Below are 13,351 nucleotides of genomic sequence, written 5' to 3' on the forward strand. Positions count from 1 at the left end.
TTCATGTCGTCGCATTTCTGGCTCACCGAAGAACAGTACAATAAAATCAGGCCCTTGTTGCCCAATACGCCGCGCGGTGTTCCGCGTGTCGACGACCGGCGCGTGTTATCGGTCATCATTTTCTGCATTCAGCGAGGCTATCGCTGGTCCGATGTGCCGCCGGAATATGGCCCCGCCAAGACGCTCTACAACCGCTACAAACGCTGGTCTGAAGCAGGCGTTTTCGAGCATGTGTTCGAAACTTTGGCGCGGGAGACGGCAGATCTTTCCACGCTGATGATCGACGCCAGCCATGTCAAAACCCATCGCATCGCAGCCAATGGTGCCAAAAAAACACCGGCGAAGGACGGGATATCGGCAAGACAAAAGGCGGGTTGAATTCAAAGCTGCATCTGGTGTGCGATGGCAGTGGCAAGCCGGTCCATCTGCATCTGACCTCAGGCATCGAGCCGATATTACCCATGCGAATCAATGCCTTGAGCCATATATAGCCAGGGGAACCACCGTCATTGCAGACCGAGGTTACGACGCAAATCACCTGCGCGACTGGCTCGTGCAACGCCAAGGCAACCGCCTGCATCCCACCGCGCAAGAACCGCAAAATGCAATTCGAATATGACGCAGACCTCTACAAAACCCGCAACATCGTCGAGCGCATGTTCAACCGACTGAAGGACTGGCGACAACTCAGCCTGCGAACATTTCGATGCCAACAAACCTTCTTGGCAGCAGCCCACATCGCCGCAACAGTCATTTGGCTCTTATGAGTCTACGCCCTAGATGTTTAGACCAAAGAGTGGATACTAAACCGGGACAAGTCCAGACCTCGGCTGATGGCCGCATAGTGCTATCGCCCGCATCGCCGCTCATGCGTTCTCGCTCTCCCATGCCGCCATGATCCAGTCGCGCTCATCGGTCGGATGCTCGGTGCCGAAGTCGTCGAGCTGACGGCGCAGCTCGTCCTGGCGTTCGGTCTGATCCGCCGGGGACAGCGTGGCCCACCATGCACGGGCGCGGGTGTAATCAGCGTATACACATTAGAACGTCGTTTGGGTCCAGCTGAATGGGGCCAGCGCCTGAATCCCCCTGATAAAGTAGCTAATAACTGGAATATGACTTGTGAATGAAGATCGCCTTTTGGCCCTATCGACCGCGCAATCACAAATCTGAGAGTTATTTATTTGTGTCATGCAGCGTGAATGCGCCACTCTCGATTTGGCTCTGTAGCTCACAAACGTTAGTGCGAGTAAGATTGCACGGACGATCAGTATTCGTTTGCCAACGTTCATTTGTTTTTCTTTATCTGTAACGGGTTGTATTTATAGCCACGGCCACGGCATTTCCAAATTGTTTGTGTCTGCGGGAGGCGGTAGAGGTCTGGAGTTATCATCGCTTCGCGCTGAGTACGGCTGATGTCGAGGATCTTTTGGCGGGGCGTGGCGTTATCGTCAGCCGCGAAACAATACGCCTTTGGGCCAATCGGTTTGGGGCGCATTTTGCCGCTTGTATCCGCCGCGATTGTCCGCGCCCGAACGACAAGTGGCACATGGATGAGGTTGTGATCTCGATCAATGGCGTGAAGCACTGGCTGTGGCGCACGGTCGACGCCAATGGCGACTGGACTTGTCACGGATTTGTTCCGTTCCTTTGACTTGGTATTTTGCCGAAAAGGAGAACGACAATGGCAAACGGACACAGCGAAGAATTCAAGCGCGATGCGGTGCGAATAGCATTAACCAGTGGGCTGACACGGCGTCAGGTTGCGTCGGATTTAGGATGGGCGTTTCGACTTTGAACAAGAGGATCAAGGTCGCGCGGGGCAGTGCACCTATTCGGCCAGCTCGGCCTCGGCTTCGATCTCTGCTGCACGCTGCTCTACCAGTTCCACGATATGCTCAACCATCTTCTCATTGTCGAGCTTGTGGTCCTGCTTGCCCGCAACATAGACCATACCCGAACCAGCCCCGCCGCCGGTAAAGCCGATGTCAGTCATCAGCGCTTCACCCGGACCATTTACCACGCAACCGATGATCGAAAGGCTCATAGGGGTGTGAATATGGGCCAGGCGGTCTTCCAGAGTGGCGACGGTTTTGATCACGTCAAACCCCTGGCGGGCGCAGGACGGACAGGAGATGATGTTCACACCGCGATGGCGCAGCCCCAGGGATTTCAGGATTTCAAAACCCACCTTCACCTCTTCCACCGGATCGGCAGACAGGCTGACCCGGATCGTGTCACCGATCCCGGCCCAAAGCAGGTTGCCAAGGCCGATGGCGGATTTGATGGTTCCCGAGACAAAGCCCCCTGCCTCGGTGATCCCAAGATGGATCGGGGCGTCGGTCGCCTCGGCAATGCCATGATAGGCCGCCGCGGACAGGAACACGTCGGAGGCTTTCACGCTGATTTTATATTCGCGGAAATCATTGTCTTCCAGAATGCGGATGTGCTCCAGCCCGGATTCCACCATCGCCTCGGGGCAAGGTTCTCCGTATTTTTCAAGCAGGTGCTTTTCCAGGGATCCCGCGTTCACCCCGATACGGATCGAGCATCCGTGATCCTTGGCAGCCTTGATGACCTCGCGCACACGCCCGGCATCCCCGATATTACCGGGATTGATCCGCAGGCAGGCCGCGCCCGCTTCTGCCGCTTCGATTGCGCGTTTGTAGTGAAAGTGGATATCCGCGACGATCGGAACCGGGCTTTCCCGGACAATCTCTTTCAGGGCGGTGGTGGAGCCCACATCCGGGCAGGAAATCCGCACGATGTCTGCACCGGCTTCGGCCGCTGCCAGCACCTGCCCCAGCGTGGCCTTCACGTCCGAGCTGTCCGTATTGGTCATGGTCTGGACCGCAATCGGTGCCCCCCCACCGACGGGCACATCCCCCACCATGATCTGGCGCGAGGTGCGGCGTTCGATGTCACGCCAGGGGCGGATGGGATTATGGCTCATGACCGGACCTTTCCGATGATTTTCATGGGGCAAGAGATAACGTGCCGCAGTCGGTTGCACAAGCGCGAGGGGCGAGGATTGCAGCGAGAACGCGCAGACATCCGCACTCCGGCGCGTCATGTCCAACTGGTTGTAAAATGTGGGGATTACTGCGTCGGAAGAAGCTCGGCCACATAGGTGGCCAGTGCCTGATCCTGCGACAAATCTGCCGCGGCGAAGCTTTCGGTGAGCTGGTCAGAGGACAGGGCGATATTCTTGACCACAGATCCGCTGGCCCCCGCCGGACCATAGGCCTGGCCGTTCACCGCAAAATAGATGCCACCTGCATTCCCGGTACGCAGCACAGGGGCGCTTTCCGTTTTCGGCAGGACATAATGCTCGCCTGCATCCATCACTTTTTCGAAAATCACCGACCCGCTGGCCGATTGAATGCGCACCCAGCTTGGGCGCACGGCAACCAGCGCAACCTCGGGCGCGTCGGCGCCAAACACCTGCACGCTGGTCGGCATATCCGCGCTTGCCTCACCCGCAACGCCGGAAATCACATTCTGCGCCAGATCCGCAGCCTCAGACTGCGGGGCTACGGGGGGGGCGGATTGCGCCAGTTGAACGCCCGCCAAAACCCCCACATTACGCGGGTTGAGCGTGGAAATCGGTGCGTCGCGCTGCGTCATCACGGGCACATCAAGCGCCTGCGGACGGTAAAGCCGGTCCAGTGCTTCGGCGGATGGCGGGGCCATGATGGCTCCCGCATCGGCCAGTTCTGGCCCATCTTCGAAAACGGGTAAATCGGCCAGAACTCCGGGCGATTGCTCCACCGGAGCAAAGTCAACCCGTTGAATTTCCTGCAAAACAGACCAGCCGGCGAAGCCCAGCACACCAACCAGTGCAGCCAGGGCAAAAACAGATCCGACCGCGCCGGGTTCAATCCGGGCAAAGACACTTTCGGTTTGGGGAACCCAAGTGGCATTGGGATTGGCAAACGGTTCACCACTGTGTTTCGGGACGTTCGAGACCCGCGCTGTTTGCTTGATGGAGGCGGCTTCGGAAAGACCATGTGCGGTTGCAAAGCCGCTTTCTTCGCAAAACCGGGAAAACGCCCATTCCGGGTCCAGACCGAGGTAGCGCGCGTAAGAGCGCACATAGCCTGCGACGAACCCCTGAGTATCAAAGGCAGAGGCGTCGGCGTTTTCGATTGCGGCGATATAGGTGGCTTTAATCTTGAGCTCGCGCTGCACATCAAGCAGGGATTTGCCAAGCGTGGCGCGCTCTCCACGCATCACATCCCCCAAGCGCATTTCGAAGGAATCGAACCCGGTGGGTTCGGCTTCCCCTTCAACGCGCGTAGATGCCCAACGCCCGATCATTCAACTGCTCCTGCTTAACCTCGCCTGTCCCTAGCGAAGGGGGCGATTCGATACGCCGCCACCTCTCACAGACAAGTTACCATATACTCAACACATTTACAGCAGGTTGCTTACCTATGCGGAAAGCTCGGCGCGATTCAGCTCACAACGCGACCAAAGGCTGTCCATGGCGTTGACCAGCCCGTCCATCTCACCCGGACCGTGGACCGGTGACGGGGTAAACCGCAGACGTTCGGTGCCACGCGGCACGGTGGGGAAGTTGATGGGCTGCACGTAAATACCGAACTCTTCCAGCAACATATCAGACAGTTGCTTGGTATGGACCGGATTGCCAACAATCACCGGAACGATATGCGACCCGTGGTCGATAATCGGCATGCCCAGCCCCTTGAGGCGGGTTTTCAGGATCCTGGCCTGGGTCTGGTGCTGCTCGCGCAGGGATTGATCTTCCTTGAGATGGGCAACCGACGCCGCAGCGGCAGCGGCCACTGCAGGCGGGATCGACGTCGAGAAGATGAAGCCCGGCGCATAAGAGCGCACAGCATCGACCATTTTCGCCGACGCAGCGATATAGCCGCCCATCACGCCATAGGCCTTGGCCAGGGTGCCGTTGATGATATCCAGCCGTCCCATCAGCCCGTCGCGCTCGGCAATCCCTGCCCCACGCGGGCCATACATGCCCACGGCATGCACTTCGTCAATATAGGTCAGCGCGCCGAACTCATCCGCCAGATCGCAGATCTCTTCAATCGGGCCGAAATCCCCATCCATCGAATAGATCGATTCAAAGGCAATCAGCTTGGGGGCTGCCGGATCATCCGCTTCCAGAAGTTCGCGCAGATGGGCCACGTCGTTATGGCGGAAGATACGCTTGGCCCCGCCATTGCGGCGCACACCTTCAATCATCGACGCGTGGTTCAGCGCATCGGAATAAATGATCAGGCCGGGGAACAGTTTCGGCAGGGTCGAAAGCGTCGCGTCATTGGCGATATAGGCTGATGTGAACACCAGCGCGGCCTCTTTGCGGTGCAGGTCCGCCAGTTCGGCTTCCAGGCGTTTGTGATACACGGTGGTGCCCGAGATGTTACGGGTGCCGCCGGACCCGGCACCAGTGGCCTCGATGGCCTCATGCATGGCGGCCAGGACCTTGGGGTGCTGCCCCATGCCCAGATAGTCATTGCCACACCAGACCGTCACGGGCTTTTCGGTCCCATCCGGCTTTTGCCAGGTCGCATGGGGGAAATGGCCCTTGTGACGCTCAATCTCGATAAAGGTGCGATAGCGGCCTTCTTCGTGCAGGCGCTCAATAGCTTCATCAAGCTTTACGTTATAGTCCATCTTCCCCTCCGTCCCCTCCTGCGAGGGCCTGATCCGGTTGCGTGACGCGTCCATAGCATATTGCTAATGGAAAAACACATTCATCATCTTGATTTATGTTAGTCCCTCCGGCCCCGCCCCCCCTCACTTTTGGGTGATCACTGACTGGAGATATGTTCGCGCTTTTGCCCTTTAAAAAACCTTCACATGCTATTTACATTGATCTGGCGCAAATGAAACCGGCTGAAACGCCGCAGCTGCGCCTGTTTGCGGCGTGGTTTTGTCTATGATCGGAAACTTTTCTCCGCTGGACAGCAGACAGGGTGCTGATAGGCTCGCGCCAGAAACATGCGGCCAGACGGCCCATTCCCGACATCTAAGGAGCAACCAAATGACGCTTGAGCGCGTTCTAGAGCGAATCGATCAGGACCTTCCCGCCTCTGTAGAGCGGTTGATGGAGCTTCTGCGCATTCAATCGATTTCCACCGACCCCGCCTTCAAAGAGCATTGCGACAAAGCCGCCGATTGGCTGGTCGATGATCTGAAATCCATCGGTTTCGACGCTGAAAAACGTGTCACCCCCGGCCATCCGATGGTTGTGGGCCATGGCGGGTCAGGGGAGCGTCACCTGCTGTTTTACGGCCATTACGATGTGCAGCCGGTCGACCCGCTGGACAAATGGGACCACGATCCGTTTGCCCCCTTTGTCGAAGACACCCCTAATGGCAAAATCATCCGTGCCCGCGGCGCCTCGGACGACAAGGGCCAGTTGATGACCTTTATCGAAGCCTGCCGCGCCTGGAAAGCGGAGCATGGCGCGCTGCCGGCGAAACTGACCATCTTCTTTGAAGGTGAGGAAGAAAGCGGCTCCCCCTCCCTCGTTCCCTTCATGGAACAGAACCGGGACGAGCTGACCGCGGATATTGCCCTGATCTGTGACACGTCCATGGTCAGCCCCGGCGTGCCGTCAATCGCAAGCCAGCTGCGTGGCATGCTGAAAGACGAGTTCACCCTGATTGGTCCCAAGCTTGACCTGCATTCCGGCCATTACGGCGGCCCCGGTCTGAACCCGCTTCGCGAAATGTCGCGCATCATCGCCAGCTTTTATGATGAAGACACCGGGGCGGTTGCTGTGGACGGTTTCTATGAAGGCGTCACCGACACCCCGAGCCAACAGCTCGCGGCCTGGGAAAGTTGCGGTTTTGACGAGAAGGACTATCTCGACAATGCCGGTTACACGATGAGCCACGGCGAGAAAGATCGCAGCTGCCTCGAGCAGCAATGGGCACGGCCCACGCTGGAAATCAACGGGATCTGGGGCGGCTATAATGGCGCCGGGTCGAAAACCGTGATCCCGTCCGAGGCCCATTGCAAACTGACCTGCCGCCTTGTGGGCGACATGGACCCCGACAGGTTGCGCGAGCGTATCCGCGCCCATGTCGAAGCGCAGCTGAAGCCTGACATGAAGGTGATCTGGGACAATGATCTGGAAGGATCGCGCGCGCCCGTGATGGACATCACCCGCCCGGAGTTTTCTGCAGCTCAGAAAGGTCTTTCGGCGGAATGGGACCGCGAAGCTGTGTTCACCGGCATGGGCGGCTCCATCCCGATCGCGGGCTTCTTCAAATCCGTTCTCGGCATGGAATCAATGCTAGTGGGCTTTGCCAATGACGATGACAAGATCCACTCGCCCAATGAAAAATATGACATGAAGAGCTTTCACAAGGGCATTCGATCCTGGGCAAGGATTCTGGCAGAACTCGCCTGAGCAACATCATGACAGCGAAAAGGGCCCCAAGGGGCCCTTTTTTGACTTACGCTTGTTTGACTTACGCTTGCCGACCTGATCGCATGCGGATCACCTTGATGCCCAGAACCAGCCAAGGGGCGCCATGCATGAAAAGATCAAAGATATCAATTGGCTTCACCAGATCCCCGGCCACCAGCATCCCCATTTTTTCCCACACATGCGGCGGGGCAAATGGTGCAAGCCCGATGGTCAGGCAAAAGATCAAAACAGTGCCGAACGGTATGTCATCAATCAGTTTCATCGGTGTGTGTCTCGGGCCTGAGTAAGGGAGCGGTCATGCACCAGTTTAGATATCTCGCCCAACGCATACCATGCGGTGCGTAGACGCGGCCATTCACACCGAACAGATCGGTTTCGACCGTGTGACATCCTGCAAAGAAGGGGGAAAATGGCGCGGTTGACGGGGCTCGAACCCGCGACCCCCGGCGTGACAGGCCGGTACTCTAACCAACTGAGCTACAACCGCGCGTGAGGGGGTATTTAGGCCGAGTGCGATGGGGCGTCAATGAGAAAATGTGCAAAAGGGCGAAAGTTTTCGCTCTTTTCTCCAATGTGCCCAAAAGAGGTTTCCGTGCAGGATCCCAACCTGCGAAAACCAAAAAGCCCCACCAGATGGCGGGGCTTTTTCGGGTCACTTCGAAGGCAGCAGTGGCGCGGTTGACGGGGCTCGAACCCGCGACCCCCGGCGTGACAGGCCGGTACTCTAACCAACTGAGCTACAACCGCTTGCTGCCAGTCTTGCGACTGTTTGGGCGTTCTAATCCGGGGGGTCGGAACGGTCAAGCGGCAATTTGCCTTTTTTGTCATTTTTCCAAACGAACATGTCCAAGCTCTTGAGAAAGATGAAAAATCACCCCCTGCCCGCCCGGCAGGCCAAGCATTTCCCCGACATTCATCCCCAACCAGCGCGCCCGCAGCACCCGTGACAGAATCCCATGGGTAAAAATGACCGACGGGCCGCGAAGATCTTTCAAAAACGCCTCCGCCCGGCATTCAAGCTCCTGCAGGGTTTCACCGCCGGGAGACAGAAAGTCCATGAGACCGGATCCTCTTCTGCAAGCTGCGCCAGCTCTGGCCACTCCTGGCGAATCTCCGGCAGGGTTTTTCCTTCCCACCGACCAAAGGCCACCTCACATAAGCGCGCATCCTCACAGGCTTCGGGCAAGGGTTGCGACACCTTCCCCAAACTCTGGACCAAGACCGAGGCCCCGCAAGGCATTCACGCTATCGAAGATTCGCCCATACTTGCCGATATCCAAGGCCGCGAAGGTGGCCCCAATGCGCGGAAGGTCCAGCGCCCGCGAGACGCCCAAAGCATAGGTGGACTCAAAGTCTCGAATGATGCTGGGCATCAAGCCCAATTGCCGATCTATGCCCAAGGGCAGATTATCAAAGATTTTGGATTGTCGCTCCATTTCCGCTGCCATGCGGGCGAAAGGACTGTCGATTTTCAGACTGTCCAGAATCGAAGGCGAGAGACCAAATGACGCTTGATCTATGCCCATGGTGAGGCTGCGCAGCCCTACCGGGTCCACGATGCGCCTCAACTGTTCGGACTGGCGCGCCATGTCTGCAAAGATACCCGACGCACCCATTCCGAGTGCCGCTTTATGCGCCGCTCCAAGGCTACCCAACCCAGAAGACAGGTCTTTGAACTGACGATGCAGCCGCTTGTCAGCGGCTTTGCGCTCTTCATCGCTCATTTCCACGCCTAACTTGGAAATGTCGAACCCCTTGGGTTTCTCATCGTCGGAACTCTCATCGCTCATGCTCAACACCTTGCCTTCACAGCTCTACTTTCCACACAATATGGTAACTTCCATAGCCGTTTTACAGAGATGTAGAGGCTAGTTAACTAGGTGCATTTCTAGAGCGGCGTCGGCAGACAGAAAGCCTTCTTCCAAGCCTCGGTGTTGGCCTGTGGCGCAAATGTAGAAATGAGAAGTCAGAGCAATCGGGCCACCTATTGGGAAGCCTATGTCAAGCTAACTGACAAACACGACGTCGCGCTTTGCCGACCAATGTTAACAATGTTAAGTTTTCGGGACTTTGCACCCCGCGTGTCGACAGCCACCACAACGCCGATGCAGGGGTCCCCCTTACCCCCCTTTGGGTCCCCTAGAATCGTCTTGGGTTGAACCTCTGTCAACGCAATCTGCGTGAAAAAAGGCTTAGGTTCTCTGGTACTGTCGCAGCAAAAAGTACAATACAATTCGCTATGTCGTACAATACATTCGACGCGGTTGAATCGGCCAACACACTGATATTAAAGGGGAAGGAAATGGTGGGTCGTGAGAGGCTCGAACTCCCGACATCTTCGGTGTAAACGAAGCGCTCTACCAACTGAGCTAACGACCCGTTCCGTGGATGGTGATTTAAAGTGAGGAGAGAGAGAGCGCAAGAGGAAATTTCGGTTTCCATCAAAAAAATATTTCTCGCCCCATCCATACTAACCCGCTGAATTTTCGAAAATATTTTGCAAAACTTCAACACCTTGACAGGGAAACAGATCCCGCGTCACATCACCACATCACCACATCACGTCGATTACTCGACCATCACTGTGTTGGCAGACACCTACTCCCCCCATTGAGGTGAAACCAGAACTGTCCGCATAGTTCATGTTACACCGCATTGTGGACCCTTTATCTCCAAACATAACCGCAACAAGATTGCCGGTGGTTGACGATGTGAATACAGGGACTACGGCACCGTTAGCGAATGCTATACCAGTTCCACTTGTCGCATTTGCGTATACAGCTTGCCCCTTGAACTTCTCGCCATCGACTGTTGCCTCATACAGATCGCGATCTACCCCTTGTTCGTACTGAAATTGGATGGGAGTGCCTTCCCCCTAACGACACCCTGCATGGTTCCGCCGCAAGCCGTCACCAGCGTCGTTACCCCGATTAAAGCGGCTTTCTTGAAATCCTTCATCTGTCTCTCACTTCATGTATTTTCTGCGAAGCTACGGCGCTTTGGGGGCAGCTTCAAGCTGAAGGTGATCGCCTTATTTTCCCAATAAAGCGTTTCGAGAGTATGCGTCCGGTGTCCCTGCTCTGACGTGGGATAGAGTGTGTTGATGGTGTCCACCATCGATAGTGGACATTATGAGGCGGGTTATGGGGGCGAAGAAGGGCGGGAAGAAGCGGTTTTGGTCGGACGAAGAGAAGGTTTCGATCTGTGCTCAGGCGCGGGCGTCAGGGGGGCGGTTGCGCAAGTGGCGCGGCGTTACGCGATGAACGCCAATCTGATCCATAAGTGGCTGCGTGATCCTCTGTTTGCCCCGGATGATGCGGATGCCGAGGCGGAGGTTGCCGAGTTTCTGCCCGTTGAGATCGAAGGCGTTGCCTCATCCCCAATCGCGTCGCGATTGCCTTCGCCACCGACAGTTTCCGGTGCGCCACTTTCGGTTCAGCGCGTGGACATCACGCTGTCTGATGGTCGGCGGATATTGGTGGAAGGCAACACTGCGCTGTCGGCGGTGATGTCTCTGGTCGAAGGGCTGATGCCATGATCCCGGTGCCAAGCAATACACGGGTGTGGCTGGCCGCCGGGGTGATCTGCTGAAGATCATCTGGTGGGAGTTCGCGCCGGTCCACGGAACGTGGCAAACTGTCCAGTGGACAGTTTGAGGCAAGAACGGGCGGAGCCCCAAGGAGCCTGCCTGTTCAGCAAGCGGCTGGAACGCGGGCGGTTTGTCTGGCCTGCGGCGAAGGATGGTAAGGTCAGCCTGAGCCCGTCTCAGCTGTCGATGCTGCTGGAAGGGGGGGATTGGCGTATGCCGCAAAAGACCTGGAAGCCACTGACGGCAGGGTGATCAAGACCCCATAAAACATGGGCTTTGGCGCTGTTTTGCGTTCCATCGATCGGGGCATTCCGGTATAGATCGCCCATGTTGGATGCGATCAAATCCTTGCCTGACGACCCCGCTGAAGACTGCAATGATTGCGGCGGCCCCCTGCGTCAGGTGGGCGAGGACGTCACTGAGGAGCTGGAATATATCCCCGGTCGCTTTGTCGTGCGCCGGATCATCCGTCCTATCTGAGCGATGGGAGCTTGGAACTGGACAACAACATATGTGAACGCTCGATCCGTCCCATCGCCTTGGGTCGCAAAAACTACCTGTTCATGGGCTCCGTTGGCGGCGGCAAGGCCGCTGCCATCGCCTATACCCTCATCGAGACCGCCAAAATGAACGGCATTGATGCTGAGGCATGGCTCACATGGGGGCTGGAACGTCTGCCGGATCACAAAATCAATCGGATTGAGGGATTGATGCTGTGGCGATTTGCACTCCTCGCTGAAAGGGCGTGTTGATGAGCTTTCGCCAAACCCTGCTCCTGTGTGCATTGATAAAGAGCCGCCCAGCGGGTGAGTATTTCGGCGTTCTCTACCTTGATACACCTGAGTTCACAGCATTTGTGACGTACCGGCAGTCAAAGCTCATGTCGCGCATGAATGCTTTTGCTTGTGAGTTCTTGGGCATTGGCCGAGCCAACTTTCTGAACAGTCGGTTCGAAGCGGAAGATTTGCAAGCCCACCGATCAAGCAACGGTGAAACAGCCGGTCAGTTCACTGATACATACATCGCCTCTGTAAGCCGGGATTTTGCATACAGCGAAAACGTTGAGGACGCGGGCCTCATTCTTCCAGACTATTCTGTCTCAATCAAAGGTTTCCAATCCGGTGCGCTCCTTTACCGGACGGATACGACCTGTCGACGCCAGCCGTTCCCGCCAGCGCGGATGGCTGCGATCTGCCACTTTCTCCTTGCGCAATTCCGCCCCCAGTTCGGGGGTGACCAGCACCAGACTGGCGCCGGAATTGTCCAGTATATAGGCCACTTCTTTCGGGTGCAGCTTGGCGTTGATTGCCCCCCCCCGCACCAGCCGCCCATGCCCCATAGAACCCTGCATAATCAAATACCTGCGTCTTGCCCTGGAAAATTGCCGGTCGATGCCCCTGAACATTCGCAATCCGTTCTAACCACAGCGAAAGGTTCATCTTACCCCCTCCAGGATAGATGCATAGGAGGCAACACCCGAACCGCCCATATTGAAGACCAGCCCCCGCTCGGCCCTGTCGACCTGCATCCCCTCAGCCGCACCTGTAACCTGACGCGCCATCAGAACATGCATCGACACACCGGTGGCACCTACCGGATGTCCTTTGGCCTTCAGCCCACCAGACAGGTTGACCGGGAGCGCCCCGCCACGCTGTACGATCCCATCCTGTAGGGCCTGAGCCCCCTGCCCCGGCTCGGCAAGCCCCATCGCTTCGTAGATCATCAGCTCGGCAATGGTGAAACAATCATGCACCTCGGCCAGGTGCAGATCAGCAAGCCCCATGCCCGCCTCGGTGAGCGCCGCCAGAATGGCCCGCTTCGGCCCTTCAAACGCGGTCAGATCCCGGCGTGACATTGGCAGGAAATCATTCACCTGCTGGCTGGCCGCAAAACGCACCGCGCGCGGCATGGACCGGGCCACATCATCCGACACCATCACCAGCGCCGCCGCCCCGTCGGAGACCAGCGAACAATCGGTGACCTTTAACAGGCTGCTGAAATAGTCCTGCCTCGACAGCGGTTTGAGAACATGATTCACCATCCGGGATGGTTACGGCGGGGGGGGGGATGATGCGCGGAACGGACGAGACGAGCGGGTCGCTGTTCAGCTATGTCGATCTTGAGGAGCGCATCCCGCCGCGACACCCGCTGCGCAAGATCCGGCAGGTGGTGAATGACGCGCTTGCCAGCCTCGATGGCGAATTCGAAGTGCTTTACACGGATTTCGGCCGCCCCTCGATCCCGCCGGAACGGCTGATCCGGGCGAGCTTGCTCCAGATCCTGTTCTCGATCCGCTCCGAACGGCAGTTGATGGAACAGATGGATTACAACCTGATGTT

Annotated in this window: 13 protein-coding genes, 3 tRNA genes and 6 pseudogenes; 9 read left to right on the forward strand and 13 right to left on the reverse strand. The window is 57.2% G+C overall.

The annotated features are described in order from the left end of the window. Positions 1-3: 3 nt before the first annotated feature. The 3 pseudogenes from AKJ29_RS18880 to AKJ29_RS19375 form a co-directional block, all read left to right on the forward strand. Positions 4-767, forward strand: a pseudogene (locus tag AKJ29_RS18880) (IS5 family transposase). A 554-nt stretch (positions 768-1,321) separates the two neighbouring features. After that, a pseudogene (locus AKJ29_RS12500) lies at positions 1,322-1,615 on the forward strand (IS6 family transposase); the annotation flags it as partial. A gap of 66 nt (positions 1,616-1,681) precedes the next feature. Beyond that, positions 1,682-1,818 (forward strand): annotated as a pseudogene (locus tag AKJ29_RS19375) (IS3-like element IS1133 family transposase); the annotation flags it as partial. Between the two features lie 10 nt (positions 1,819-1,828). Here AKJ29_RS19375 and ispG read toward each other — a convergent pair. The 4 genes and pseudogenes from ispG to hemA all read right to left on the reverse strand — a co-directional run bounded on the left by ispG (position 1,829) and on the right by hemA (position 5,655). Further along, positions 1,829-2,950 (reverse strand): flavodoxin-dependent (E)-4-hydroxy-3-methylbut-2-enyl-diphosphate synthase, encoded by a 1,122-nt coding sequence (ispG, locus tag AKJ29_RS12505; RefSeq protein ID WP_055191365.1) that lies wholly within the window; start codon positions 2,948-2,950, stop codon positions 1,829-1,831. A 146-nt stretch (positions 2,951-3,096) separates the two neighbouring features. After that, positions 3,097-3,690 carry a DUF4115 domain-containing protein gene (locus AKJ29_RS20595; protein ID WP_409360031.1) on the reverse strand — a complete coding sequence of 198 codons (594 nt, stop codon included), beginning with the start codon at positions 3,688-3,690 and terminating at the stop codon, positions 3,097-3,099. A 375-nt stretch (positions 3,691-4,065) separates the two neighbouring features. Then, positions 4,066-4,317 (reverse strand): annotated as a pseudogene (locus tag AKJ29_RS20600) (helix-turn-helix domain-containing protein); the annotation flags it as partial. 114 nt (positions 4,318-4,431) lie between these two features. Beyond that, a complete protein-coding gene (gene hemA, locus AKJ29_RS12515; RefSeq protein WP_055191374.1) occupies positions 4,432-5,655 on the reverse strand; it encodes a 5-aminolevulinate synthase in 1,224 nt (407 codons plus the stop codon). A gap of 370 nt (positions 5,656-6,025) precedes the next feature. Between hemA and AKJ29_RS12520 the strand changes: the two genes are divergently transcribed. After that, a complete protein-coding gene (locus AKJ29_RS12520; protein WP_055191367.1) occupies positions 6,026-7,402 on the forward strand; it encodes a M20/M25/M40 family metallo-hydrolase in 1,377 nt (458 codons plus the stop codon). Positions 7,403-7,463: 61 nt separating this feature from the next. On the opposite strand, the gene AKJ29_RS12525 is transcribed toward AKJ29_RS12520, so the two are convergent. From AKJ29_RS12525 to AKJ29_RS12550, 7 genes are all read right to left on the reverse strand, one after another. Further along, positions 7,464-7,685, reverse strand: a complete 222-nt coding sequence (locus AKJ29_RS12525) for a hypothetical protein (RefSeq protein ID WP_055191368.1) — start codon at positions 7,683-7,685, stop codon at positions 7,464-7,466. A gap of 148 nt (positions 7,686-7,833) precedes the next feature. Beyond that, a tRNA-Asp gene (locus AKJ29_RS12530) sits at positions 7,834-7,910 on the reverse strand. Between the two features lie 183 nt (positions 7,911-8,093). Beyond that, a tRNA-Asp gene (locus AKJ29_RS12535) sits at positions 8,094-8,170 on the reverse strand. A gap of 77 nt (positions 8,171-8,247) precedes the next feature. Further along, on the reverse strand, positions 8,248-8,481 hold the full coding sequence (locus AKJ29_RS20335) for a histidine phosphatase family protein (RefSeq protein WP_055191369.1): 234 nt from the start codon (positions 8,479-8,481) through the stop codon (positions 8,248-8,250). Continuing rightward, entirely contained in the window at positions 8,415-8,663 is a 249-nt protein-coding gene (locus AKJ29_RS20605; protein ID WP_139231517.1) for a histidine phosphatase family protein, read from the reverse strand. The genes AKJ29_RS20335 and AKJ29_RS20605 overlap by 67 nt, the downstream gene beginning before the upstream one ends. Then, positions 8,593-9,213 (reverse strand): hypothetical protein, encoded by a 621-nt coding sequence (locus AKJ29_RS12545; protein ID WP_055191370.1) that lies wholly within the window; start codon positions 9,211-9,213, stop codon positions 8,593-8,595. The genes AKJ29_RS20605 and AKJ29_RS12545 overlap by 71 nt, the downstream gene beginning before the upstream one ends. A gap of 513 nt (positions 9,214-9,726) precedes the next feature. Next, positions 9,727-9,802, reverse strand: a tRNA-Val gene (locus tag AKJ29_RS12550). A 724-nt stretch (positions 9,803-10,526) separates the two neighbouring features. Here AKJ29_RS12550 and AKJ29_RS19385 point away from each other — a divergent pair. The 4 genes and pseudogenes from AKJ29_RS19385 to AKJ29_RS12565 all read left to right on the forward strand — a co-directional run. Then, entirely contained in the window at positions 10,527-10,961 is a 435-nt protein-coding gene (locus AKJ29_RS19385; RefSeq protein WP_235477250.1) for a transposase, read from the forward strand. Further along, positions 10,958-11,264 (forward strand): annotated as a pseudogene (gene tnpB, locus AKJ29_RS20610) (IS66 family insertion sequence element accessory protein TnpB). The gene AKJ29_RS19385 and the pseudogene tnpB overlap by 4 nt, the downstream one beginning before the upstream one ends. 75 nt (positions 11,265-11,339) lie before the next feature. Next, positions 11,340-11,492 (forward strand): IS66 family transposase zinc-finger binding domain-containing protein, encoded by a 153-nt coding sequence (locus AKJ29_RS19390; protein ID WP_139231540.1) that lies wholly within the window; start codon positions 11,340-11,342, stop codon positions 11,490-11,492. Beyond that, positions 11,486-11,764, forward strand: a pseudogene (locus tag AKJ29_RS12565) (transposase domain-containing protein); the annotation flags it as partial. The gene AKJ29_RS19390 and the pseudogene AKJ29_RS12565, both read left to right, overlap by 7 nt. Positions 11,765-12,111: 347 nt before the next feature. Here AKJ29_RS12565 and AKJ29_RS12570 read toward each other — a convergent pair. Beyond that, positions 12,112-12,363, reverse strand: a complete 252-nt coding sequence (locus AKJ29_RS12570) for a hypothetical protein (RefSeq protein ID WP_139231546.1) — start codon at positions 12,361-12,363, stop codon at positions 12,112-12,114. 84 nt (positions 12,364-12,447) lie between these two features. Beyond that, complete coding sequence (locus AKJ29_RS12575) at positions 12,448-13,053, reverse strand: thiolase C-terminal domain-containing protein (RefSeq protein ID WP_055191372.1); 606 nt, start codon at positions 13,051-13,053, stop codon at positions 12,448-12,450. A 29-nt stretch (positions 13,054-13,082) separates the two neighbouring features. Here AKJ29_RS12575 and AKJ29_RS12580 point away from each other — a divergent pair. After that, on the forward strand, positions 13,083-13,351 hold a 269-nt coding region (locus AKJ29_RS12580; protein WP_161805415.1), incomplete at its 3' end, for a transposase.

It is taken from the genome of Aliiroseovarius crassostreae, from assembly GCF_001307765.1.
Lineage (GTDB): Bacteria > Pseudomonadota > Alphaproteobacteria > Rhodobacterales > Rhodobacteraceae > Aliiroseovarius > Aliiroseovarius crassostreae.

Coding starts and splice junctions, on each gene's coding strand:
- AKJ29_RS20335 (WP_055191369.1), bottom strand. CDS start 8,481: ATGGACTTTCTGTCTCCCGGCGGTGAAACCCTGCAGGAGCTTGAATGC.
- AKJ29_RS19385 (WP_235477250.1), top strand. CDS start 10,527: ATGGTGTCCACCATCGATAGTGGACATTATGAGGCGGGTTATGGGGGC.
- AKJ29_RS12520 (WP_055191367.1), top strand. CDS start 6,026: ATGACGCTTGAGCGCGTTCTAGAGCGAATCGATCAGGACCTTCCCGCC.
- ispG (WP_055191365.1), bottom strand. CDS start 2,950: ATGAGCCATAATCCCATCCGCCCCTGGCGTGACATCGAACGCCGCACC.
- AKJ29_RS12575 (WP_055191372.1), bottom strand. CDS start 13,053: ATGGTGAATCATGTTCTCAAACCGCTGTCGAGGCAGGACTATTTCAGC.
- AKJ29_RS19390 (WP_139231540.1), top strand. CDS start 11,340: ATGTTGGATGCGATCAAATCCTTGCCTGACGACCCCGCTGAAGACTGC.
- AKJ29_RS12570 (WP_139231546.1), bottom strand. CDS start 12,363: ATGCAGGGTTCTATGGGGCATGGGCGGCTGGTGCGGGGGGGGGCAATC.
- AKJ29_RS12525 (WP_055191368.1), bottom strand. CDS start 7,685: ATGAAACTGATTGATGACATACCGTTCGGCACTGTTTTGATCTTTTGC.
- hemA (WP_055191374.1), bottom strand. CDS start 5,655: ATGGACTATAACGTAAAGCTTGATGAAGCTATTGAGCGCCTGCACGAA.
- AKJ29_RS20605 (WP_139231517.1), bottom strand. CDS start 8,663: ATGCCTTGCGGGGCCTCGGTCTTGGTCCAGAGTTTGGGGAAGGTGTCG.
- AKJ29_RS12545 (WP_055191370.1), bottom strand. CDS start 9,213: ATGAGCGATGAGAGTTCCGACGATGAGAAACCCAAGGGGTTCGACATT.
- AKJ29_RS20595 (WP_409360031.1), bottom strand. CDS start 3,690: ATGGCCCCGCCATCCGCCGAAGCACTGGACCGGCTTTACCGTCCGCAG.